The sequence below is a fragment of the Solimonas sp. SE-A11 genome, assembly GCF_030345715.1.
Classification (GTDB): domain Bacteria; phylum Pseudomonadota; class Gammaproteobacteria; order Nevskiales; family Nevskiaceae; genus Solimonas_A.
The window spans coordinates 38,909-55,489 of record NZ_JAUASX010000011.1; the positions used below are offsets into that span (position 1 = coordinate 38,909).

23 protein-coding genes and 1 pseudogene are annotated in these 16,581 nt (G+C 67.0%); 7 read left to right on the top strand and 17 right to left on the bottom strand.

The annotated features are described in order from the left end of the window. Positions 1-30: 30 nt before the first annotated feature. Positions 31-459, bottom strand: a complete 429-nt coding sequence (locus tag QT386_RS13490) for an FxsA family protein (RefSeq protein ID WP_289274298.1) — start codon at positions 457-459, stop codon at positions 31-33. Between the two features lie 133 nt (positions 460-592). On the opposite strand from QT386_RS13490, the gene QT386_RS13495 reads away from it, so the two are divergent. After that, a complete protein-coding gene (locus QT386_RS13495; RefSeq protein WP_289274299.1) occupies positions 593-934 on the top strand; it encodes a BON domain-containing protein in 342 nt (113 codons plus the stop codon). A 66-nt stretch (positions 935-1,000) separates the two neighbouring features. Here QT386_RS13495 and QT386_RS13500 read toward each other — a convergent pair whose 3' ends face one another. After that, the gene (locus QT386_RS13500) at positions 1,001-2,188 is read right to left on the bottom strand and encodes a hypothetical protein (protein WP_289274300.1); all 1,188 of its coding nucleotides are present in this window, start codon (positions 2,186-2,188) and stop codon (positions 1,001-1,003) included. 152 nt (positions 2,189-2,340) lie between these two features. On the opposite strand from QT386_RS13500, the gene QT386_RS13505 reads away from it, so the two are divergent. Both QT386_RS13505 and QT386_RS13510 read left to right on the top strand, forming a co-directional pair. Next, positions 2,341-3,132, top strand: coding sequence for an acyl-CoA thioesterase II (locus QT386_RS13505; protein ID WP_289274301.1), 792 nt, complete (start codon positions 2,341-2,343; stop codon positions 3,130-3,132). A 10-nt stretch (positions 3,133-3,142) separates the two neighbouring features. After that, on the top strand, positions 3,143-4,072 hold the full coding sequence (locus tag QT386_RS13510; protein ID WP_289274302.1) for a patatin-like phospholipase family protein: 930 nt from the start codon (positions 3,143-3,145) through the stop codon (positions 4,070-4,072). Here QT386_RS13510 and QT386_RS13515 read toward each other — a convergent pair. From QT386_RS13515 to dmeF, 5 genes are all read right to left on the bottom strand, one after another. Further along, positions 4,069-4,725, bottom strand: a complete 657-nt coding sequence (locus tag QT386_RS13515) for a glutathione S-transferase family protein (protein ID WP_367401441.1) — start codon at positions 4,723-4,725, stop codon at positions 4,069-4,071. The genes QT386_RS13510 and QT386_RS13515 overlap by 4 nt on opposite strands. Continuing rightward, a complete protein-coding gene (locus QT386_RS13520) occupies positions 4,725-5,486 on the bottom strand; it encodes a thioredoxin family protein (RefSeq protein ID WP_289274304.1) in 762 nt (253 codons plus the stop codon). Before QT386_RS13520 ends, QT386_RS13515 begins: the two co-directional genes overlap by 1 nt. Continuing rightward, the gene (locus tag QT386_RS13525; RefSeq protein ID WP_289274305.1) at positions 5,476-5,937 is read right to left on the bottom strand and encodes an SRPBCC domain-containing protein; all 462 of its coding nucleotides are present in this window, start codon (positions 5,935-5,937) and stop codon (positions 5,476-5,478) included. The genes QT386_RS13520 and QT386_RS13525 overlap by 11 nt, the downstream gene beginning before the upstream one ends. Beyond that, complete coding sequence (locus QT386_RS13530; protein ID WP_289274306.1) at positions 5,934-6,290, bottom strand: helix-turn-helix transcriptional regulator; 357 nt, start codon at positions 6,288-6,290, stop codon at positions 5,934-5,936. The genes QT386_RS13525 and QT386_RS13530 overlap by 4 nt, the downstream gene beginning before the upstream one ends. Positions 6,291-6,352: 62 nt before the next feature. Then, positions 6,353-7,285, bottom strand: coding sequence for a CDF family Co(II)/Ni(II) efflux transporter DmeF (gene dmeF, locus QT386_RS13535; RefSeq protein ID WP_289274307.1), 933 nt, complete (start codon positions 7,283-7,285; stop codon positions 6,353-6,355). 50 nt (positions 7,286-7,335) lie between these two features. On the opposite strand from dmeF, the gene QT386_RS13540 reads away from it, so the two are divergent. After that, on the top strand, positions 7,336-7,602 hold the full coding sequence (locus QT386_RS13540; protein WP_289274308.1) for a metal/formaldehyde-sensitive transcriptional repressor: 267 nt from the start codon (positions 7,336-7,338) through the stop codon (positions 7,600-7,602). On the opposite strand, the gene QT386_RS13545 is transcribed toward QT386_RS13540, so the two are convergent. Next, a complete protein-coding gene (locus QT386_RS13545) occupies positions 7,595-7,942 on the bottom strand; it encodes a DUF2834 domain-containing protein (protein ID WP_289274309.1) in 348 nt (115 codons plus the stop codon). The genes QT386_RS13540 and QT386_RS13545 overlap by 8 nt on opposite strands. Between QT386_RS13545 and dinB the strand changes: the two genes are divergently transcribed. Continuing rightward, positions 7,941-9,056, top strand: coding sequence for a DNA polymerase IV (gene dinB / locus QT386_RS13550; protein WP_301334312.1), 1,116 nt, complete (start codon positions 7,941-7,943; stop codon positions 9,054-9,056). The genes QT386_RS13545 and dinB overlap by 2 nt on opposite strands. A 460-nt stretch (positions 9,057-9,516) precedes the next feature. On the opposite strand, the gene QT386_RS13555 is transcribed toward dinB, so the two are convergent. Beyond that, complete coding sequence (locus QT386_RS13555) at positions 9,517-9,987, bottom strand: Hsp20 family protein (RefSeq protein ID WP_289274311.1); 471 nt, start codon at positions 9,985-9,987, stop codon at positions 9,517-9,519. A 237-nt stretch (positions 9,988-10,224) separates the two neighbouring features. Between QT386_RS13555 and QT386_RS23445 the strand changes: the two are divergent. Next, positions 10,225-10,442: pseudogene (locus tag QT386_RS23445) on the top strand (ArsR family transcriptional regulator); the annotation flags it as partial. Beyond that, positions 10,420-10,914 carry an SRPBCC family protein gene (locus QT386_RS13560; RefSeq protein ID WP_289274312.1) on the top strand — a complete coding sequence of 165 codons (495 nt, stop codon included), beginning with the start codon at positions 10,420-10,422 and terminating at the stop codon, positions 10,912-10,914. The pseudogene QT386_RS23445 and the gene QT386_RS13560, both read left to right, overlap by 23 nt. Positions 10,915-10,942: 28 nt before the next feature. On the opposite strand, the gene QT386_RS13565 is transcribed toward QT386_RS13560, so the two are convergent. The 8 genes from QT386_RS13565 to QT386_RS13600 all read right to left on the bottom strand — a co-directional run bounded on the left by QT386_RS13565 (position 10,943) and on the right by QT386_RS13600 (position 16,466). Further along, on the bottom strand, positions 10,943-11,359 hold the full coding sequence (locus QT386_RS13565) for a hypothetical protein (RefSeq protein WP_289274313.1): 417 nt from the start codon (positions 11,357-11,359) through the stop codon (positions 10,943-10,945). A gap of 7 nt (positions 11,360-11,366) precedes the next feature. Further along, complete coding sequence (locus QT386_RS13570) at positions 11,367-11,621, bottom strand: lipoprotein (RefSeq protein WP_289274314.1); 255 nt, start codon at positions 11,619-11,621, stop codon at positions 11,367-11,369. Positions 11,622-11,634: 13 nt separating this feature from the next. After that, a complete protein-coding gene (locus QT386_RS13575; protein ID WP_289274315.1) occupies positions 11,635-12,693 on the bottom strand; it encodes an aldehyde reductase in 1,059 nt (352 codons plus the stop codon). Positions 12,694-12,760: 67 nt separating this feature from the next. Continuing rightward, complete coding sequence (locus QT386_RS13580) at positions 12,761-13,669, bottom strand: oxidoreductase (protein WP_289274316.1); 909 nt, start codon at positions 13,667-13,669, stop codon at positions 12,761-12,763. Positions 13,670-13,735: 66 nt separating this feature from the next. Beyond that, positions 13,736-14,611: a transglutaminase family protein gene (locus tag QT386_RS13585; protein ID WP_289274317.1), complete on the bottom strand. Its 876-nt coding sequence runs from the start codon at positions 14,609-14,611 to the stop codon at positions 13,736-13,738. A gap of 25 nt (positions 14,612-14,636) precedes the next feature. Further along, positions 14,637-15,185, bottom strand: a complete 549-nt coding sequence (locus QT386_RS13590) for a lipocalin family protein (protein WP_289274318.1) — start codon at positions 15,183-15,185, stop codon at positions 14,637-14,639. Between the two features lie 80 nt (positions 15,186-15,265). Next, positions 15,266-15,691 (bottom strand): hypothetical protein, encoded by a 426-nt coding sequence (locus QT386_RS13595; RefSeq protein WP_289274319.1) that lies wholly within the window; start codon positions 15,689-15,691, stop codon positions 15,266-15,268. 157 nt (positions 15,692-15,848) lie between these two features. Then, complete coding sequence (locus tag QT386_RS13600; RefSeq protein ID WP_289274320.1) at positions 15,849-16,466, bottom strand: class I SAM-dependent methyltransferase; 618 nt, start codon at positions 16,464-16,466, stop codon at positions 15,849-15,851. Positions 16,467-16,581: the final 115 nt, after the last annotated feature.

Sequence of the window (16,581 nt, forward strand, 5' to 3'; positions counted from 1 at the left end):
GAGTAATGATCTGTGCTGGTTGCCTGTGCTCTAGTTTTCCGGGGGCAGGGCGGTGGGCGGGCGGGTGGTCTCGCGGTACTCGCCCTCGATGACTACGGGGCGGCGCAGGTCCGGCCGGGCGGCCGCCATGCGGCGGTCGATCTGCCGGGCCACACGGCGGCGCAGCACCAGCAGCAGCAGCGCCATCGCGTCCGACAGCAGGCCGGGGAGGATCAGCAGCATGCCGGCGGCAAGGCCCAGCAGGCCTTCCATCATCGCGGCAGCCGGCATCTCTCCGCGCGACATCGCGGAGCGGACCTGTTGCAGCGCGCCCAGCCCGTGGCGGCGCATCACCAGCACGCCGGCCGCGGCGCTGCCCAGCAGGTAGAGCAGCAGCACGCCGCCTCCCAGGCTGCGTCCCAGACGCATCAGCAGCAGGGTTTCCAGGAAGGTCCAGGCGAGCAGCAGGAGCAGGGGCATCGGTGTCCAAGTATCCAGGGGAGCGGCCACTCTAATGCAAGTGGCTGATTCAGTGGGTGTTAAGCAGCTTTGCACGATGATGGCTAGGACCGGACAGGAGTCCGGAAGTTTCCCCTCACAAGGAGAGTGAATCATGAAGCTGAAAGCCGCCATTGTGGCCGCCACCATCGGCCTGACCGGCCTCCCCCTGGCCGCCCTGGCCGACTCGCACCCCTCTGCGACCGCCAAGGAAGCCAAGACCGACACGCAGCGCTATGCCAATGACGCCAGCATCACCGGCAAGGTCAAGGCTGCGTTGATCCGCGAGAAGGACCTGAGCGCCATGGACGTCAATGTCGAGACCCAGAATGGCACTGTCCAGCTGTCGGGCTTCGTCGACACCAAGGACCAGCAGGATCGTGCCGAGAAGGTCGCCAAGTCCGTGACCGGCGTCAAGGAAGTGAAGAACGACCTGCGCCTGAAGACCGGCTCCTAAGAATCCGCCAGCGGATTCCAGGGCCGCCCGCATTCAGCGGGCGGCCTTTTTCGCTTCTGGCGCCGGTCAGTCGTCGTAGCGCTCGCCGAAGGGCAGTTCCAGCCCGAAGCCAATGCCCAGCGAACCTTCCCGGTCCTGCGAGCGCAACTCGCGGGGGAAGGTGTAGCCCAGCACCCACTCCCCCCACAGACGGGCGTGCATGATCGGGTGTCGCAGGATGGTCTGGACGCCGTATTCCTGCAGCGGCACCTCGGCCTCGGTCGAGCCCCGGATGAAGCTTTCGAGCGCGACGGCGCGCCGCTTTTCGAGCGACTTGTAGTGGATCAGGCCGCTGTACCAGTCCACGCCCTCGGATTCCTGGGTGATGGTGGCGACGTTGCTCCAGCGCAGCAGGCGCGTGTCGCTCAGCACCTTGCTCAGGTCGAAGCCGCTGGTGAAGCCGAAGCCGTCGTCGGTATTCCAGAACGGGGTCGCGCGCAGGTACAGCAGGTGGTCGTCGTTGGACCAGGGGATGTAGCCGATGCGGTTCTGCACGAACAGCATCGGCGACGCCAGGCCGCGCACACCCACGCGGAAATCCGAGCGGAAGTTGCGGTTGCCGGGCAGGGAGTAGCCCAGGCCGGCGAGCCAGGCATCATCGCCCTCCAGGCTGGGAAACTGCGAGCGCAGGCCGAAGCGTTCGCTGCGATCGCGCAGGAAGGCGTCGCTGTCGTCGCGCCCCACGAATCCGGAGAGGCCGTTCTTGATGTTGGGGAAGTCGGCACGCACGTTGAAGCGCACGCGCGTCTTGTTGCCGTAGAACTCGGACCAGTCGTGCGAGACCTGCAGGCGGCCATAGGCCTGCCGTGCCGCCCCGACGTGATATTCGTCTCCGAACAGGCCATCGATCCACATGGCCGTGGTGCAGGTCATCTCCTCCAGGCGGCGGCGTGCGTGGTCCACGCGGACCTCGTCCTGCGGAGGCTCCTGGTCGCAGGCGTTCGCGGGCTTGACCTCGCCCTTGGGGACGACTACGTCCGGCGCCGTGCCGCCGGAGCCCGGCAGGACCGGGTCGCTGGTGAACACGCGGTCGGGCGGCACGGGAGCGGTGGCCGGGGCGATCTTGTCGATGGTGGCGGTGGCCGCCGACAACGGGTCGGCTGGGCCCTCCGGCTTCTGTGGATTGCCGGCGCAGGCGGCCAGCCCGCAGATGGCCAGCAGCAGGGCAACAGGGTGCAAACGATTCTGCCCGCAAGGGGCCCGGACAGTGCTCATGAAACCCTTCCCTGGGTTATGCAATGGGTCCACCGCAATGACCGCAGCCCAGGGCCTCCGGTTCCTGCAAGATGCTCGCCTGTCGCCGGGCAATCGCAGACAATCCCGTCATCATCCTTTTTTTCATTGTTTTCTCCTCTGGAGTTCCTTTTATGCGATTTTCAGAAATCCTGCAGGCCATGACCGGCGGCGGGGGCGAGTGGAGCGCCAGCGTGGGCGAGGAATGGCTGCAGGGGCGCACGGTATTCGGCGGACTGCAGGCGGCCATCGCCGTGAGGGCCATGCGAGGTCTGGTGCCGGTGGAACTGCCGCTGCGCACGCTGCAGACCAGCTTTATCGCGCCCCTGGGCGCCGGTAGCTTCCGCGCCGAGGCGCGCGTGTTGCGCAGCGGCCGTTCCGCCACCCAGGTGGAGGCGCGCCTGTATGACGGCGAGCAGGTCGCCTGCAGCGTGCTCGGCATCTTCGGCAGCGCACGCGAGTCGCAGGTCAACGTGAGCCTGCCGTATCCGGCGGTGCCCAAGGATTTTGATAGCGCGCGGGAGATTCCCTTCATCCCCGGGGCGACCCCGGTGTTCACCAAGAACGTGCGCATGCGCTGGGCCAGCGGAACCTTTCCCTTCCAGGGTTCCACCGTGCCCAAGACGCAGATCTACGTCAGCCTGCGCGACGAGCCGTCCTGTGACGAACTGCTGCTGCTGGGCCTGGCCGACATCATCCCGAGCCCGGGACTGTCGCTGCTGAAGAAGCCGGCACCGGCCAGCTCGCTGACCTGGACCCTGGAGCTGTTCAGCCAGGAGTACGACGGCAGCGCCGCCGATCCCTTCCTGGTGGACGCCGAGGTGGTGAATGCCGCCAACGGCTACATCAGCCACAGCACCACGGTCTGGAGCCCGGCGCAGCGCCTGATCGCGCTGAGCCGCCAGAGCGTCGTGGTGTTCGGCTGAGGGTGCGGCCATGAGGGAAGACGGCAATCCCAACGTGATCGGCGTGGCCCTGGGCAGCGGCTCGGCACGCGGCTGGGCGCACATCGGCATCCTGCAGGGGCTGGAGGAGATCGGCGTGCGGCCGCAGGTGGTGGCGGGTACGTCGATCGGCGCCCTGGTGGGCGCGGTCTATGTCTCCGGCCAACTCGACGAGTTCGCGGAGTGGGTGCAGACCCTGAGCGCGCGCGATGTCTTCAGCCTGATGGACTTCACCTTGTCGGGCGGGGTGGTCAAGGGCGAGCGTCTCTTCGGCTTCTTCGAGGAGCGCCACAAGAATCCGGAGATCGAGTCGCTGGAACAACGCTATGTCAGCGTCGCCACCGAGATGAAGAGCGGTCGCGAGGTGTGGATCACCAAGGGATCCATCCTGCCGGCCGCACGCGCCTCCTGCGCACTGCCGGGCGTGTTCCCGCCGGTGAAGTTCGAGGGGCGTTGGATGCTCGATGGGGGCCTGGTCAACCCGGTGCCGGTGTCGGCCTGCCGCGCACTGGGCGCCGACGTGGTGATCGCGGTCAACCTCAACGCGCAGCTGGTAGGCGCGCACTTGGCGCGCCCGCTGATGGAAGAGATCGAGCCGGAGCCGGCCACTAAGGCAGAGCGCACGCTGTGGCAGCGCGCCGTCACCTACCTGTCCAGCGGCGACGGCGAGAACCCGAGCTTCTTCGACTCGGTGGGCGCCAGCATCAACATCATGCAGGACCGCATCACGCGCAGCCGCATGGCCGGTGATCCGGCGGAGATCATCCTGTCGCCGGTGCTGGACAACTATGCGCTGATGGATTTCCACCGCGCGGCGCAGGCCATTGCCGAGGGCCGCCGGCTGGTGGAAGCGAACGCGGCGACGATCCGGGCCTGGGCGGGTTTGCCGCCCCAGCCGGACGAACCGGTGGAAAGCGACTAGTCGCCGAAGTCCGCGATCTGTGCCGCCAGCGCCGCCTGGAATGCGGGGCGGGATTCGGCCCGGGCCTGCAGGGCGGCGAGGTTGGGGAAGCCGGCCAGCAGGTCGGTGTGGCGCAGGTTGCGCAGCACGGTGACCATCATCAGATCGCCGACGGTGAAACGATCCTCCAGCCATTCGCGCTCGCCCAGCCAGGCCGAGACGCGCGACAGCTTCTGCTGCACGAACTCCACGGCGCCGGGGCGGCGCAGCCGGGCCCATTCCTCCTCGCTGTGGAACAGGTCGATGGAGGCCAGGTTCTGCACGGAGGGCTCGACGCTGTTGAGCGCAGAGATCAGCCAGGCGGTGGCGCGGCTGCGCGCGAGCGGATCGCGCGGCAGCAGGCGTTCGTCGCTTTCACCCAGGTGCAGCAGGATCGCGCCGCTCTCGAACAGCTGCAGGGTGCCATCGCGGAAGCTGGGCACCTGCTCGAAGGGCTGTTCCTTCACGTAGCCGGTGGGCTTGGGCAGGCGCGCGTCGAGCAGGCGTACGCGGTAGGGCAGTCCGATCTCCTCGCAGGCCCAGCGCACGCGCAGGTCGCGCACCAGTCCATGCGCAAAGGGCGGCACCCAGTTGAAGGCGGTGATTTCGGCAGTGGCGTTCGGCGAGACGGGCATCATCGGGCTCCGGCGGAGCAGCAGGAAGGGTTGGCGGACGGCGTTGCCTGGCGGCGTCCGTCATCGGGGTATTCGTCGTGGCGGCGCATCCAGTGGCCCATGCCGTCGGCGCCCTCGTTGCGGCCCTTGGGGACGATGTCCAGCCAGGCGTAGACCGGTAGGAACATCTCGCCGCCGCGGGCAAAGCTGGAGTAGCTGTGGAAGATCGCGCCGCTGTCGTCGCGGTGGAACACACTGACGCCCGGGAGTTCGTCGACGCCGGGGTCGGGGATGCGGGTGAAGTTGTAGTCCACTCCCGCGTCACGCGTGCCGGTGGGATAGGACACCTGGTAGTCGAAGTTGAAGTCGCTGCCGGCCGAGGAGACCCAGCGGAAGTTCCAGCCCATGCGGCGCCGGTAGGCCTGCAGCCGTTCCAGCGGGCCGCGCGAAACCGCGACCCAGCTGACGTCGTTGTGCTCGAAGTGCTGGCGTGCGCCGTCCACCTGGTCGCAGAGCAGGGAGCAGCCGGGACAGCCCTCGGTCCAGTCCGGCCCGAACATGAAGTGGTAGACGATCAGCTGCGAGCGGCCGTCGAACAGCTGGGCCAGCGTCACCGGGCCTTGCTCGCCCTGGAAGCTGTATGGCTTGTCGACGCGTACCCAAGGCAGCGCGCGTCGCAGCGCGGCCAGGCGATCACGCTCGCGGGTCCAGGCCTTTTCCTGCTCCAGCAGTGCGCGGCTGGCGGCAAGCCAGTCCTCGCGCGAAGCGACTTCATGATGCATGAGGATCTCCTGGGCGCTCGAATAGGGCCGACAGCCTGGACAATGCCCCGGTCCAGCCTGCTTCATGGCTGGCGCGCGAGGCTTCGGTCTTGAGTTGTGCGTGGGTAAAGGTGAGCTCGGTGCCGCTGTCGATCTCGCGCAGGTCGATCTCGACGCGCGACTCCTCTGCGCGCTCGTCCATCTCCCCGTTGTGGCTCCAGTGCCAGGCCATGACGATGCGGCGGGGGCGCTCCACCTCCAGGTAACGCCCGTTACCCTCATGTTCCTTGCCGTCCATCGTGCGGAAGCGCACGCGGAATTGGCCGCCGACGCGCAGGTCGACCGCCGTCTCCAGCACCGGGCCTTCGTCCGGGCTCCACCATTGGAGGATGGCCTCTGGCGTGACGAAAGCGTCGAAGACGATGCCGGGGCGTGCGGCGATGCGACGCACCAGGGTCAGGCTGGTGGTCATTTGCCTCTCCGGCGGGCCTTGGCCTCCTCGGCCTCGGCATAAGCGGCGAGGCGGTCCAGGCGCGGGGCCCAGAAGCGTTCGTAGCGGCTCAACCAGTCCATGGCTTCCCTCATCGGTTCGGGCGACAGCGTGACGGTGACCGTGCGGCCGGACTTGCTGCGCACGATCAGCCCGGCTTCATCGAGCACGTCCAGGTGCTTCATCACCGCTGGCAGTTTGATCTCGAAAGGCTGTGCCAGTTCGCTCACCGTGAGACCGTCCCCGCGCTCCAGCCGCGCGAGCATCGCGCGCCGCGTGGGGTCCACCAGGGCGGAGAAGGTGCGGTCCAGCCGGTCCTGTCTATAGTTCACCATATGGTGAAGTATTGGGACGCGAGGCGGCTGGTGTCAAGCCGGGTGTGGATCGGCCCCTGGGATCAACCCCTGGGATTGACCTCGACGGTGACGTGCACGAGCTCCTCGTGCACCGCGAGCTGGCGGCGGAAATCCTCGGGCAGTGCACGCCCGGCGGTGGTTACGCCCAGGATGCAGGCGAACTTGTCGCGTCCCACGCGCCAGACGTGCAGGTCGCTGATCTCGGCAGGAATCGGACTGTCGCGCACCACCTCGCGGATTTCCTCGACTACGGGAGCGTCCATTTCGGCGTCGAGCAGGGCGCGGCCCGACTCGCGCAGCAGTCCCACTGCCCACACCAAGACCAGTGCTGCGCCCACCAGGCCCATGACCGGGTCCAGCCAGCCCCAGGCCCAGTACTTGCCGCCGAGCAGCGCCAGGATGGCCAGCACCGAGGTGGCGGCATCGGCCATCACGTGCAGGTAGGCGGCGCGCAGGTTGATGTCGTGGTGATGATGGCTGTGCCCATGATCGAGGCCATGCGCATGGCCGTGATCATGTCCACGGTGGTGGTCGTGGCTGTCGCGCAGCAGCCAGGCGCAGACCAGGTTCACCACCAGGCCGGCGATGGCGATGGGAATCGCTTCGTCGTAGTGGATCGCGGTGGGCTCCACCAGTCGGGCGAGGGACTGCCAGGCCATGGAGGCGGCGACCAGCAGCAGGAGCACGGCGCTGGTATAGGCGGCCAGCACCTCGATCTTCCAGGTGCCGAAGGCGAACCGCGCATCGCGCGCCAGGCGCCGGGCCATGACATAGGCGAACACCGACAGTCCCAGCGCCAGCGCGTGCGAGCTCATGTGCCAGCCGTCGGCCAGCAGTGCCATCGAGTTGTAGCGCCAGCCGGCGACGATCTCCACCACCATCGCCGTCGCGGTCAGCAGGGCGGCCCAGAGCGTGCGGCTCTCCGCGCCGCGCTTGGCGTCGTTGAAGGCGTGGGAATGGGTGGGGGAGGTCATCGGCAGCTCGTTCCTATATACTCCCCCCTAGTATATATGGAGATCGGCTCATGGCACATGTCGCGCGCGACGCCAAGGCTCTGACGGCGCGAATCCGGCGCATCAAGGGGCAGTTGGGCAGCCTCGAGGAGGCCCTGTCCGGGGACGCGGACTGCGTCGCCGTGCTGCAGCAGATCGCCGCAGTGCGGGGCGCGGTGAACGGCCTCATGGCTAAGGTGCTGGAGGATCACCTGCGCGAACACTTCGCGCCGGTGGAGGGCACGGACGCCGACGAGATGGAACAACTCGTCGGCATCATCGGCTCCTATCTCAAGTAGCGGACGGCTCCGGCGGCGTGCCCGCCTGCTGGCGCAGGCGCAGCAACAGGTAGAAGGCGAATCCGGTGGCCACTCCCGGCGCCACACCCAGCACCAGGGCGATCCAGCCATGGCGGACGCCCAGCGTGGTCTTCTCGTGGGCCACCCAGCTGGCCAGCACGCACCAGCACAGGATCGCGTCCAGCGCGTAGCCGGAGGCATAGGGATTGACGAAGCCGGCGGCGAAAGCGCCGGGGATGTCGCCATCGCGCAGCAGGGCGGGCATCACGATCAGGTTGAAGGCCACGGCGAAGCCGAGGCCGAACAGCCACAGCAGGCCCTGATACAGGTTGCGGCTCATGGAGTCCCCCATTTGCATAGTCGGTGCGACCGATCTTAGCCTGAGCCCCGTGCGCAAGATCATCCACGTCGACATGGACGCGTTCTACGCCTCCGTGGAGCAGCGCGACGACCCTTCGTTGCGCGGCCGGCCCGTGGTCGTGGCCTGGCGTGGCAACCGCTCCGTGGTCTGCGCCGCGTCCTACGAGGCACGCCCCTTCGGCGTGCGCTCGGCCATGCCGGCGGTGCGTGCCGAACGCCTGTGTCCGGAAGCCGTGTTCGTACCACCGGACTTCACGCGCTACCGCACGGTGTCGCGGCAGGTGCGCGAGATCATGCACCGCCATACCGACCTGGTGGAGCCGCTGTCGCTGGACGAGGCCTACCTCGACGTCACGGTGAACAAGCTGGGCCTGCCCAGTGCCACCGACGTTGCCAAGGCGATCCGTGAGGCGATCCGGGAGGAACTGCAGCTCACCGCCTCGGCCGGCGTGGCGCCCAACAAGTTCCTGGCCAAGCTGGCTTCCGACATGCGCAAGCCCGACGGCCTGTTCGTGATCCGCCCGGCCGACATCGACACGGTGCTGCCGCCGATGCCGGCGGCGCGCATCCCCGGCATCGGCAAGGTCACCGACAAGCGCCTGGAGCAGATCGGCGTACGAAACATCGCGCAGTTGCGCGAGCTGACGCAGGGGCAGTTGGCGCAGCAGTTCGGGCGCTACGGCCAGCGACTCTACGAACTGGCGCGCGGCATCGACGAGGAGCCGGTGGTGCCTGACCGGCCGCTGCAGCAGGTTTCCGCGGAGGATACCTTCGAACGCGACGTGCCCCTGGCCGAGACCGAAGCGGCGATCCGGCGGCTGGCGGAGAAGGCCTGGGCCGGTACGCGCAAGACCCAGCGCATCGCCCGCACGGTGGTGCTGAAGCTCAAGACCGCCGACTTCCGCATCCTCACGCGCAGCCTGACGCCGCCATCGCCACCGTCATCGGTGGAGGAGGTGACAAGCATCGCGCTGTCGCTGCGCGAGCGCGTGAGCGGCGAGGAGAAGACGCTATACCGGCTGGTGGGCGTGGGATTGTCGAACTTCCGGGAGCAGAACTCGTTCGATCAGCAGGCGGCTTTCGTGCTGGAGTGACGGCACCCTTTCATGTTGTGCCAAGTCCTGGAAAGCGAGTGCCCTCCTGGAGTGGCGATAGTCTCGGTGGCCTGATTGCCGGCCAACCCTCCGTAAGCCCATCGCCTCGCCCGCGCGCCAGAAGCGGCGCCGAGCGAAGGTGAGGACCGCTATTCGCCGAAGATCGATCGGGTCGCCTACCTGGTCGCGGTTACGCTGGCGGCGCGCCCTTTCAGGAGCTTCGGTTTGATCAAGCTGCGCAACCGGCCGGACTCGAGCGGACGAGGTTCTTACCCGATTAGCAATTGCACCGGGAAATGTTGCTCGTATGGCGGCATTGCAGGCGGCCAGATGCAGTCCTGTTGGGGCCTGGCAGTCCGGGATTCATTGGTCCGCGTTATATCAAACTCTGGTGGCGCTATCACTTTGAGGTCGGCATGGCAGTGGGGGCGCCAGTGCGCCCCCACTGCATCTGGTGGATTCAAGCCGTCTGGCCGATCGAAACGACGTTCGAACTGGCTACCGCCTTGAGGTCCGCATTGACCGCGATACGTCGCGGCTTGGCAGCCTCGGGAAGGCGACGCACAAGGTCGACGTGCAGCAAACCGTTCTTCAGGCTGGCGCCCTCTACCTCGATATAGTCATCGAGACGGAACGAAAGCTTGAAGGCGCGCTGCGCGATGCCCTGGTACAGATACTGGGACTCTTCTCCAGGAGACTCGCGACGGGCGCTGCTGATCGTGAGCATATTGCGGACGACCTGGATGTCCAGTTCGCTCTCATCCACGCCGGCCGCAGCCACGACGATACGGTAGTTGTCATCGCCCCGCTTTTCGACGTTGTAGGGCGGGTAGGTAACACTCTGGGCCGCGAGCGCCGATTCGAAGAAATCGTTAAAGCGATCAAAGCCGATCGAGGACCGGAACAGTGGCGTCAAGGAAATCGAGTTCATAACAACCTCCTAGCGGTTAGCGAAGTTTTCGTCGGAACCCGTCGGGCAGCGTTCCGACATCCTGCGTTGTAGGGACGGCCGGGGCGCTTTCAAGGGGGGCGGCTTGCTTGAGAATGTTGCGCTGTGCTCATCTTAAAATGTTAATAAGTTCATGAATTTAAAAAATTATCATGACGTGGCTGCCTGGCGGCACGTGCGATCGTTAGGGAAGCGCAAGAATCCGTTGCCTTGAACTGCAAGAAGCAGGTAGGCGTGCTGGAGCAGGCCGTGCTCGCCACCACCGAGAGGTCGGCCGCGTGCGGACCTGTAAGCTGGGCCCGCGCCGGCAGGAGGAAGAGGCGGCCTGCCTGGAGCGCTGTCGCCAGCTCTGGGAAGCACGCTTCGACACGCCGGAGTTGGTCGTCGAGAAATTGAAACGCAAGGAGAGGAACGATGGACGTAAAAGGAAACGCTGATCCGGCACCGATGAGCCGCACCAGCGCGGAACGCGTTTCCGACCGGGAGATCGTCGTCACGTGTACCATCAATGGGCCAGCGCGCCTTGTGTTCGAGGCCTTCACCACGGCGGATCTCTTCAGGCAGTGGTGGGTGCCGAAATCACTGGGCCTGATGCTGCTGTCCTGCGAGATCGATGCGCGCGTCGGCGGCAAGTACCGCCTGGTGTTCCGCCACGGTGACTCGACGATGGCGTTCTACGGCACCTATACCGAAGTCGTGCCGTACTCGCGGCTTGCCTGGACCAATGAGGAAAGCGGCGAGGATGGAGCCGTGACCACGGCCAGCTTCGAGGAGGAGACGGGCAGGACATTGCTGGTCCTGCGCGATCGCTACGCGACGAAGGAGGCCGCCGATGCCGGCATGGCCTCGGGGGCTTACGACGGGATGTCCGAGACGTTCGGCCAACTCGACGAGTTACTCGCCGGCTGATCGTCGTGCCAGGGCGCGGTGCCCCCGTTCAGGCGGGACTGCTGGAGGCGTAGGCCGGTGCGGTCGCAGGCCGCTCGCGCGTGCTCCACCAGATGCAAGCCAGTAGCGCCACCTGGATGACCAGGCGGGCCCACAGGGCGGCCGGCGGGAAGTCGGGGTACAGCTCCGGGTTGAGGGTCATGTGGACGTTAGCCGGCGTCACGCAGAGCGTCAGCAGGAACAGCCCGTTGCCGGCCTTCTGCCGCACCGCCGGGATCAGAATGCCCACGGCGCCCAGGATCTCGAAGGCGCCGCTGAGGTAGACCAGCAGGCGCGCATCAGCCGGAATCCAGGGCGGCACGATGCTGGCGAAGAAGTCGGTGGCCACGAAGTGGCCGACGCCACCGAAGAAGAACCAGCAGAAGACGATGCTGAGTCCGGCCTTGCGCAGCAGTTCGGGATTCATGGGCGGCTCAGAGCGGACGAGTGGAGCGGCGCAGCTGGTAGAGGTCCTCGACGCCGTCGCGGCAACCGTCGATGAAGGCTTCCGGGTAGGGGCCGTTGCAGGGCGCGGCATCGACCAGGTTGGCGCTTTGCGCCCACTGGTAGCCGTCCTCGTGGTTGCTGCAATTGCCCTGGCAATTCTTGGCGACGGTGGTCTGGCCGGGAGCGACGGCGCAGCCGGCGAGCAGGGCCAGCGACAGGGCGAGCAGGAGCGTCTTCTTCATCGGAGGTCTCTTTTCAGCGGCGACGGATCAGGCCGTCGTCGATCATCTGCTGGAAGTGTTCGACCACGGTCTGGTCGACCGGGCGGTAGTTGAGCCCCAGCTTCTCGCGGCTGCGGCGGTTGTCGATGCGCAGGGGCAGGCCGACGTTCTGCTTGACGAAGCTGCGCTGCATGCGGGCCAACGGGGCGACCAGCCAGACCAGGAAGGTTGGCGTTTCCTTGCGCGGGAAGGGGTGCTGCGGGAACTTGCCGCGCAGCGCGGTGCCCAGTTGCAGCAGGCTGCGTTCGCCGGCACAGACGATGTGGCGGCCCTCGGCGGCTGGGTTGTATCCCGCCAGGATGTGGGCCTGCGCCACGTCGCGCACGTCCACCACGCCCATCACCAGCTTGGGCGCGCCGGCGCGCATGGTGCCGTTACCGAGCTGCTTCATGGTGCTGATGCTGGTGGAGGCGCTGCTGCGCGCCAGCGAGGGGCCCAGCACCAGCGCCGGATTGATGGTGACCAGGTCCCAGCGCGACTGTGCCTTCTGGATCTTCCATGCCTCGCGCTCGGCGGCGACCTTGGAATACGAGTAGGGCTGGTGGCTGACGCTGCTGCTGGTGTTCCAGTGCTCCTCGGTGAACACGCCGCCGGGTACCGCCTTGAGGTCGGCGTTGTCGCCGAAGATGCCGGCGACGCTGCTGGTCAGCACCACGCGCTTGACGCTGGCCACGCGGTTGCAGGCCTCCAGCACGTTGCGCGTGCCCTCCACGGCGGGGCGCACCAGGGCCTGGTTGGCGTCGGTGAAGCCGGTGATGATGAAGGGCGAGGCGGTGTGCATCACCAGTTCGCAGCCCTGCATGGCGGCGTCATAGGCGCCAGGGGTCAGCAGGTCGGCCTTGAACAGCTTGAGCTGGCCGGGGTGGGCGTCGGACAGGGCCTTGAGGTGTTCCAGCCCCTTGGGCTTGGCGGGGTCACGCACCGTGCCGTGCACGGTGTGGCCGGCTTCCAGCAGGAATTTGACGATCCAGCCGGCAATGTAGCCGCTGGCGCCGGTGACCAGCACGGGCGCGGTCTTGGAGATTTCGGTCATGGCAGGGTCTTGTTGTATTGCGTCAGGCGAGCATGGTGCCATGCGTGCCCCGGCCCTGCATTGACCCTCAGGCATCCAGATAGTGCAATCCGGTCATGCGCTCGGACCAGGCCCAAAGCCGGTCCGCCGCCGCCGGGTCGCTGGCCTCGGGCCGGCAACCGACCTTTTTCGGGTAGCCCTTCAGTTCCTTGTACCCGCCCGGGCCCCAGTAGTCGCCGCCGGAGACCCCTGTCGCCGTGGCGGCATGCAGGGCCGGCAACGCACCCATGGCCGGCGACTGCGCGAACAGGCGCGTAGCCAGGCGCATGAAGAAATTGCCGATATCGAGATTGGTGGCGGTGTAGCCCGGGTGGGCGGCCACGGCCGCCACCGGCAGGCCGGCGCGGCGCAGGCGCCGGTCCAGGGCAAAAGTGAACTGCAGCGTCGCCAGCTTGCTGGCACCGTAGGCATCCATCTCCTTGTACGGACGCCGCTCGTAGAAAGGATCGTCCAGGTCCATGCCGGCGGTCAGGGTGTGGGCGATGCTGGCGGTGTTGAGGATGCGCGAGCCGGGCGTTGCCGCCAGACGCTCCAGCAGCAGCCCGGTGAGCAGGAAGGGGCCCAGGTGGTTGGTGCCGATGTGCATCTCGAAGCCGTCGCGGGTGAGGGCCTTGGGCGACATGATCGCGGCGCCGTTATTCACCAGCAGGTCCAGCCGGGCATGCCGGGCCGCGAAGCCGGCGGCGAAGTCGCGTACCGAGGCCAGGTCGGCCAGGTCCAGCGCCATGACCTCGGGCTGGGTGCCGGGCGTGCGCCGCTTGATCTCGGCGATGGCACCCTCGGCGCGTGCAAGGTTGCGGCAGGCCAGAACCACGCGGGCTCCGGCTCCGGCCAGCCCGGCGGCGATCTCCAGGCCCAGGCCGCGGTTGGCGCCTGTGACCAGCGCCAGGCGGCCGGAGAGGTCAGGAATGTCGTTCAGCGTCCATTGCGCAGCCATGTCGAATCTCCCCTGTTGTGCCGGCATTGCAACAGAGCCGGGGCAGGGGCGACTCAGCCGTTTGCATCAGCCGGCCGTGACCTTCACCTCGACCGTCATCCCCTGGTAGTCCTCCGGCGTGCCGGTATAGCTGCCGCTCAGGGGTACGGCCTGCCCGGCGTCGCGAGCCACCGCCACGCGGATCAGGTTGCGGCCGCCGATCAGGGCGTTGGTGGGGTCCAGTTCGATCCAGCCGGCGCCGGGCAGGTAGATTTCCGCCCAGGCATGGGTGGCGCCGCCGCCGACCAGGCCATCACCGGCACCCACCAGCTTCTCGTCGTAGAGGTAGCCGGAGACAAAGCGAGCGGCCAGCCCGAGGCTGCGCCCGGCTTCCATCAGGAACAGGGCAAAATCGCGGCAGCTGCCGCTGCCCAGTTGCAGCGTCTCCACCGGTGCCTGAACGCCCATCTCCTCGCGGCGGGCGTACTGGAATTCCTTCTTGATGGCCTTGGTCATCGCTACCAGCGTGTCGAGCGTGCCCTCCGCGGTCTTGCGGCCGACGAAGCGCTTGGCCCAGGTGTCGATGCGATGTTCCGGATCGGGGTAGTGACGCTCCTTGGTGCGGCCGAGATCGGCCACCTCCTCCGCGGGATAGCTGAAGGGCAGCTTGCGCGCGTACTCCTCGATCAGGATGTCCTGTGGCGCTACCGGGTAGTGCTCCGCCTTGAAGCTGGAGAGGAAGCACAGTTCCGCCGCCGGCTCCTGGAAGCTGGCGATGGCAATGGAGTTGCCGAAGACGTCGTGCAGCCAGCGCACGGCTGCGGCCGGCGTGATCGCCAGGCCGGTTTCCAGCAAGCGCAGGTCGTGGCTGTCGCGCGGACGGCACATCAGCCGGTGGTCATGGAATTCCACCGGACGGGCATAGCGGTACAGCGTCTTGTGTTCGACGCTCAGGATCGCCAAGGGCGGTCTCCCTGTGTGGGTGTGATCAAGGTTTTTCCGGGGTTTCCGGCCAGCGCTGCGGCACCAGCTGCAGCTTCGAAACGTCGTAGCCCATGGCGGCGATGCGCTGCTTGAGCTCGCGCAACTGCGCCTCGGGAATCTGCGGTTGCCGGGCCATCAGCCAGAGATAGTCGCGCTTGCTGCGCGCCACGATCACCACCGAGTAGTCGTCGGCCAGCCAGGCGATCAGGTATTCCGCCTTGATCGGCCAGATGAACTGCACGCCCCATTCCGCGTTGGTCTGGCGGTTGATCACGAAAGCCTTGGACTTCAGCGTCTTGCGCGGGCCGTCGAAGGTCTTCTTGCGGTAGGTGAAGGTGGTGGGGATATTGCCGTCCTGGTCGAGCTCGTAGTGCTCCACCGAATTCACGGCATCCTTCTCGATCCAGGGCGGGATGTTGGCGATGACATACCAGTCGCCCATGAAGCGGGGCAGGTCCACCGTGGCGACGGTGGGCAACGGATCATGACGCGCGCCGGTCATGCTGCAACCTCCCAGCACGAGTGCCAGGAGTAATACGGACAGGGTACGCATCGGCAGGCTCCGGTCATGGCAAAGGGCGGAGTGCCTGAAGACACTCCGCCCCTCCAGCTTACGCCATCAGGCGGGCTGGCTTAGTTGACGCGGTTCTCGCGACGCTCCTCGCGGCGCTCCTGGCGCGCCTCGCGACGATCCGCAGCGGCTTCCTTGCGATCCTCGCGGCGGTCGGCGGCGTTTTCACGGCGGTCCTCGCGACGATCCTTGGCGTTGGCGTTGGCGTCCTGTAGGTTGTCCACCGCATCCTGGCGGCGATCCTGCACTCGGTCCTCCGCCTTGCGTACGGCCTCGCGGCGATTGTCCGCGCGCTCCTGCCGGTTCTCGGCACGCGCGTCACGGCGATCCTGGCGGGCGTCCTGGCGCTCTGCAGCGCGCTCCTGGCGCTGATCGATGCGGTCATTGACGGTGTTGCCACTGTCGCTTCCGCCCAGGACCTGGGCCGAGGCCATGGTGCTCAGGCCCAGCAGGGTTGCCGCCAGGCCGCTTTTCAGTGAGGTCTTCATCCTTGATTCCTCTTTTAAGTCTATGGAGTGGCGGAACATCCCTGTCCCGGAAACGACTCGATATGGTCGATTCGCAAAGTTGGACGCCGCCCCGCGGCCGGGGTTCCCCGGCCGTTCAGCCACTGTCCGGCTTTCGCTTGAACGCCAACTGAACAGCTCAGGCGTGCAGCGCGATGCCCGAGTAGACGTAGGTGAAGGGGCGGGGGCCGGGCAGGTAGCGGGCCTGCAACTCCGCCATGCGGAATCCGCCCGCGGCGACCAGCGCCGGGATGTCGCGGTTCAGGTGACAACCGCCGGCGATGGGCTTCCACAGCGGCGTCAGCCGCTCTTGCCAGCGGCGCGCGCCGGCATCGGGCGCCGTGCCATGCTCGCAGAACAGCAGCTCGCCCCCGGGCTTGAGCACGCGGCGCATCTCCTGCAGCGCGGGGACCGGGTCGGGGATGGTGCAGAGGGTGAAGGTGGTGACCACCGTGTCGAAGCTGGCGTCTTCGGCGCCGATCTGCTCGATCACCAGCGGCAGGGTCTCCACCGGGATCGAGATGGCCTGTGCGCGGCGCTGGGCCATCGGGTGCATCTGTGCCGCTGGATCGACGCCGCAGATGTGCTGCACCCGCGTTGCGTCGTAGAACGACAGGTTGAGACCGGTGCCGATGCCGATCTCCAGGACACGCCCGCGCGCCCGCGGCACGATCTGCGAACGGGCCTTCATCACGTCGCCCATGCCGCAGGCGCATTCGATCAGGTGAGGCAGGATGTGGCGGTCGTAGAAGCCCATGGCGGTCACGCAGTAAGGTAGGCCGGCTAGCCTAGCGGCGCAGGGCCTGCCGCTCAAATGGGGCGTGCCATCGCCGCCGTTCCGGTGCATGCTCAGGTAATAAGAACGATACAGG

Excerpts from the sequence above, each read along its gene's own strand:
- QT386_RS13595 (WP_289274319.1), bottom strand. The coding sequence starts at position 15,691 with ATGAAGACCTCACTGAAAAGCGGCCTGGCGGCAACCCTGCTGGGCCTG.
- QT386_RS13565 (WP_289274313.1), bottom strand. The coding sequence starts at position 11,359 with ATGAATCCCGAACTGCTGCGCAAGGCCGGACTCAGCATCGTCTTCTGC.
- QT386_RS13525 (WP_289274305.1), bottom strand. The coding sequence starts at position 5,937 with ATGACCACCAGCCTGACCCTGGTGCGTCGCATCGCCGCACGCCCCGGC.
- dmeF (WP_289274307.1), bottom strand. The coding sequence starts at position 7,285 with ATGACCTCCCCCACCCATTCCCACGCCTTCAACGACGCCAAGCGCGGC.
- QT386_RS13510 (WP_289274302.1), top strand. The coding sequence starts at position 3,143 with ATGAGGGAAGACGGCAATCCCAACGTGATCGGCGTGGCCCTGGGCAGC.
- QT386_RS13520 (WP_289274304.1), bottom strand. The coding sequence starts at position 5,486 with ATGCATCATGAAGTCGCTTCGCGCGAGGACTGGCTTGCCGCCAGCCGC.
- QT386_RS13545 (WP_289274309.1), bottom strand. The coding sequence starts at position 7,942 with ATGAGCCGCAACCTGTATCAGGGCCTGCTGTGGCTGTTCGGCCTCGGC.
- QT386_RS13575 (WP_289274315.1), bottom strand. The coding sequence starts at position 12,693 with ATGACCGAAATCTCCAAGACCGCGCCCGTGCTGGTCACCGGCGCCAGC.
- QT386_RS13600 (WP_289274320.1), bottom strand. The coding sequence starts at position 16,466 with ATGGGCTTCTACGACCGCCACATCCTGCCTCACCTGATCGAATGCGCC.
- QT386_RS13515 (WP_367401441.1), bottom strand. The coding sequence starts at position 4,725 with ATGCCCGTCTCGCCGAACGCCACTGCCGAAATCACCGCCTTCAACTGG.
- QT386_RS13530 (WP_289274306.1), bottom strand. The coding sequence starts at position 6,290 with ATGGTGAACTATAGACAGGACCGGCTGGACCGCACCTTCTCCGCCCTG.
- QT386_RS13490 (WP_289274298.1), bottom strand. The coding sequence starts at position 459 with ATGCCCCTGCTCCTGCTGCTCGCCTGGACCTTCCTGGAAACCCTGCTG.
- QT386_RS13590 (WP_289274318.1), bottom strand. The coding sequence starts at position 15,185 with ATGCGTACCCTGTCCGTATTACTCCTGGCACTCGTGCTGGGAGGTTGC.
- QT386_RS13580 (WP_289274316.1), bottom strand. The coding sequence starts at position 13,669 with ATGGCTGCGCAATGGACGCTGAACGACATTCCTGACCTCTCCGGCCGC.
- QT386_RS13500 (WP_289274300.1), bottom strand. The coding sequence starts at position 2,188 with ATGAGCACTGTCCGGGCCCCTTGCGGGCAGAATCGTTTGCACCCTGTT.
- QT386_RS13495 (WP_289274299.1), top strand. The coding sequence starts at position 593 with ATGAAGCTGAAAGCCGCCATTGTGGCCGCCACCATCGGCCTGACCGGC.
- QT386_RS13555 (WP_289274311.1), bottom strand. The coding sequence starts at position 9,987 with ATGAACTCGATTTCCTTGACGCCACTGTTCCGGTCCTCGATCGGCTTT.
- QT386_RS13540 (WP_289274308.1), top strand. The coding sequence starts at position 7,336 with ATGGCACATGTCGCGCGCGACGCCAAGGCTCTGACGGCGCGAATCCGG.
- QT386_RS13560 (WP_289274312.1), top strand. The coding sequence starts at position 10,420 with ATGGACGTAAAAGGAAACGCTGATCCGGCACCGATGAGCCGCACCAGC.
- QT386_RS13505 (WP_289274301.1), top strand. The coding sequence starts at position 2,341 with ATGCGATTTTCAGAAATCCTGCAGGCCATGACCGGCGGCGGGGGCGAG.
- dinB (WP_301334312.1), top strand. The coding sequence starts at position 7,941 with ATGGAGTCCCCCATTTGCATAGTCGGTGCGACCGATCTTAGCCTGAGC.
- QT386_RS13570 (WP_289274314.1), bottom strand. The coding sequence starts at position 11,621 with ATGAAGAAGACGCTCCTGCTCGCCCTGTCGCTGGCCCTGCTCGCCGGC.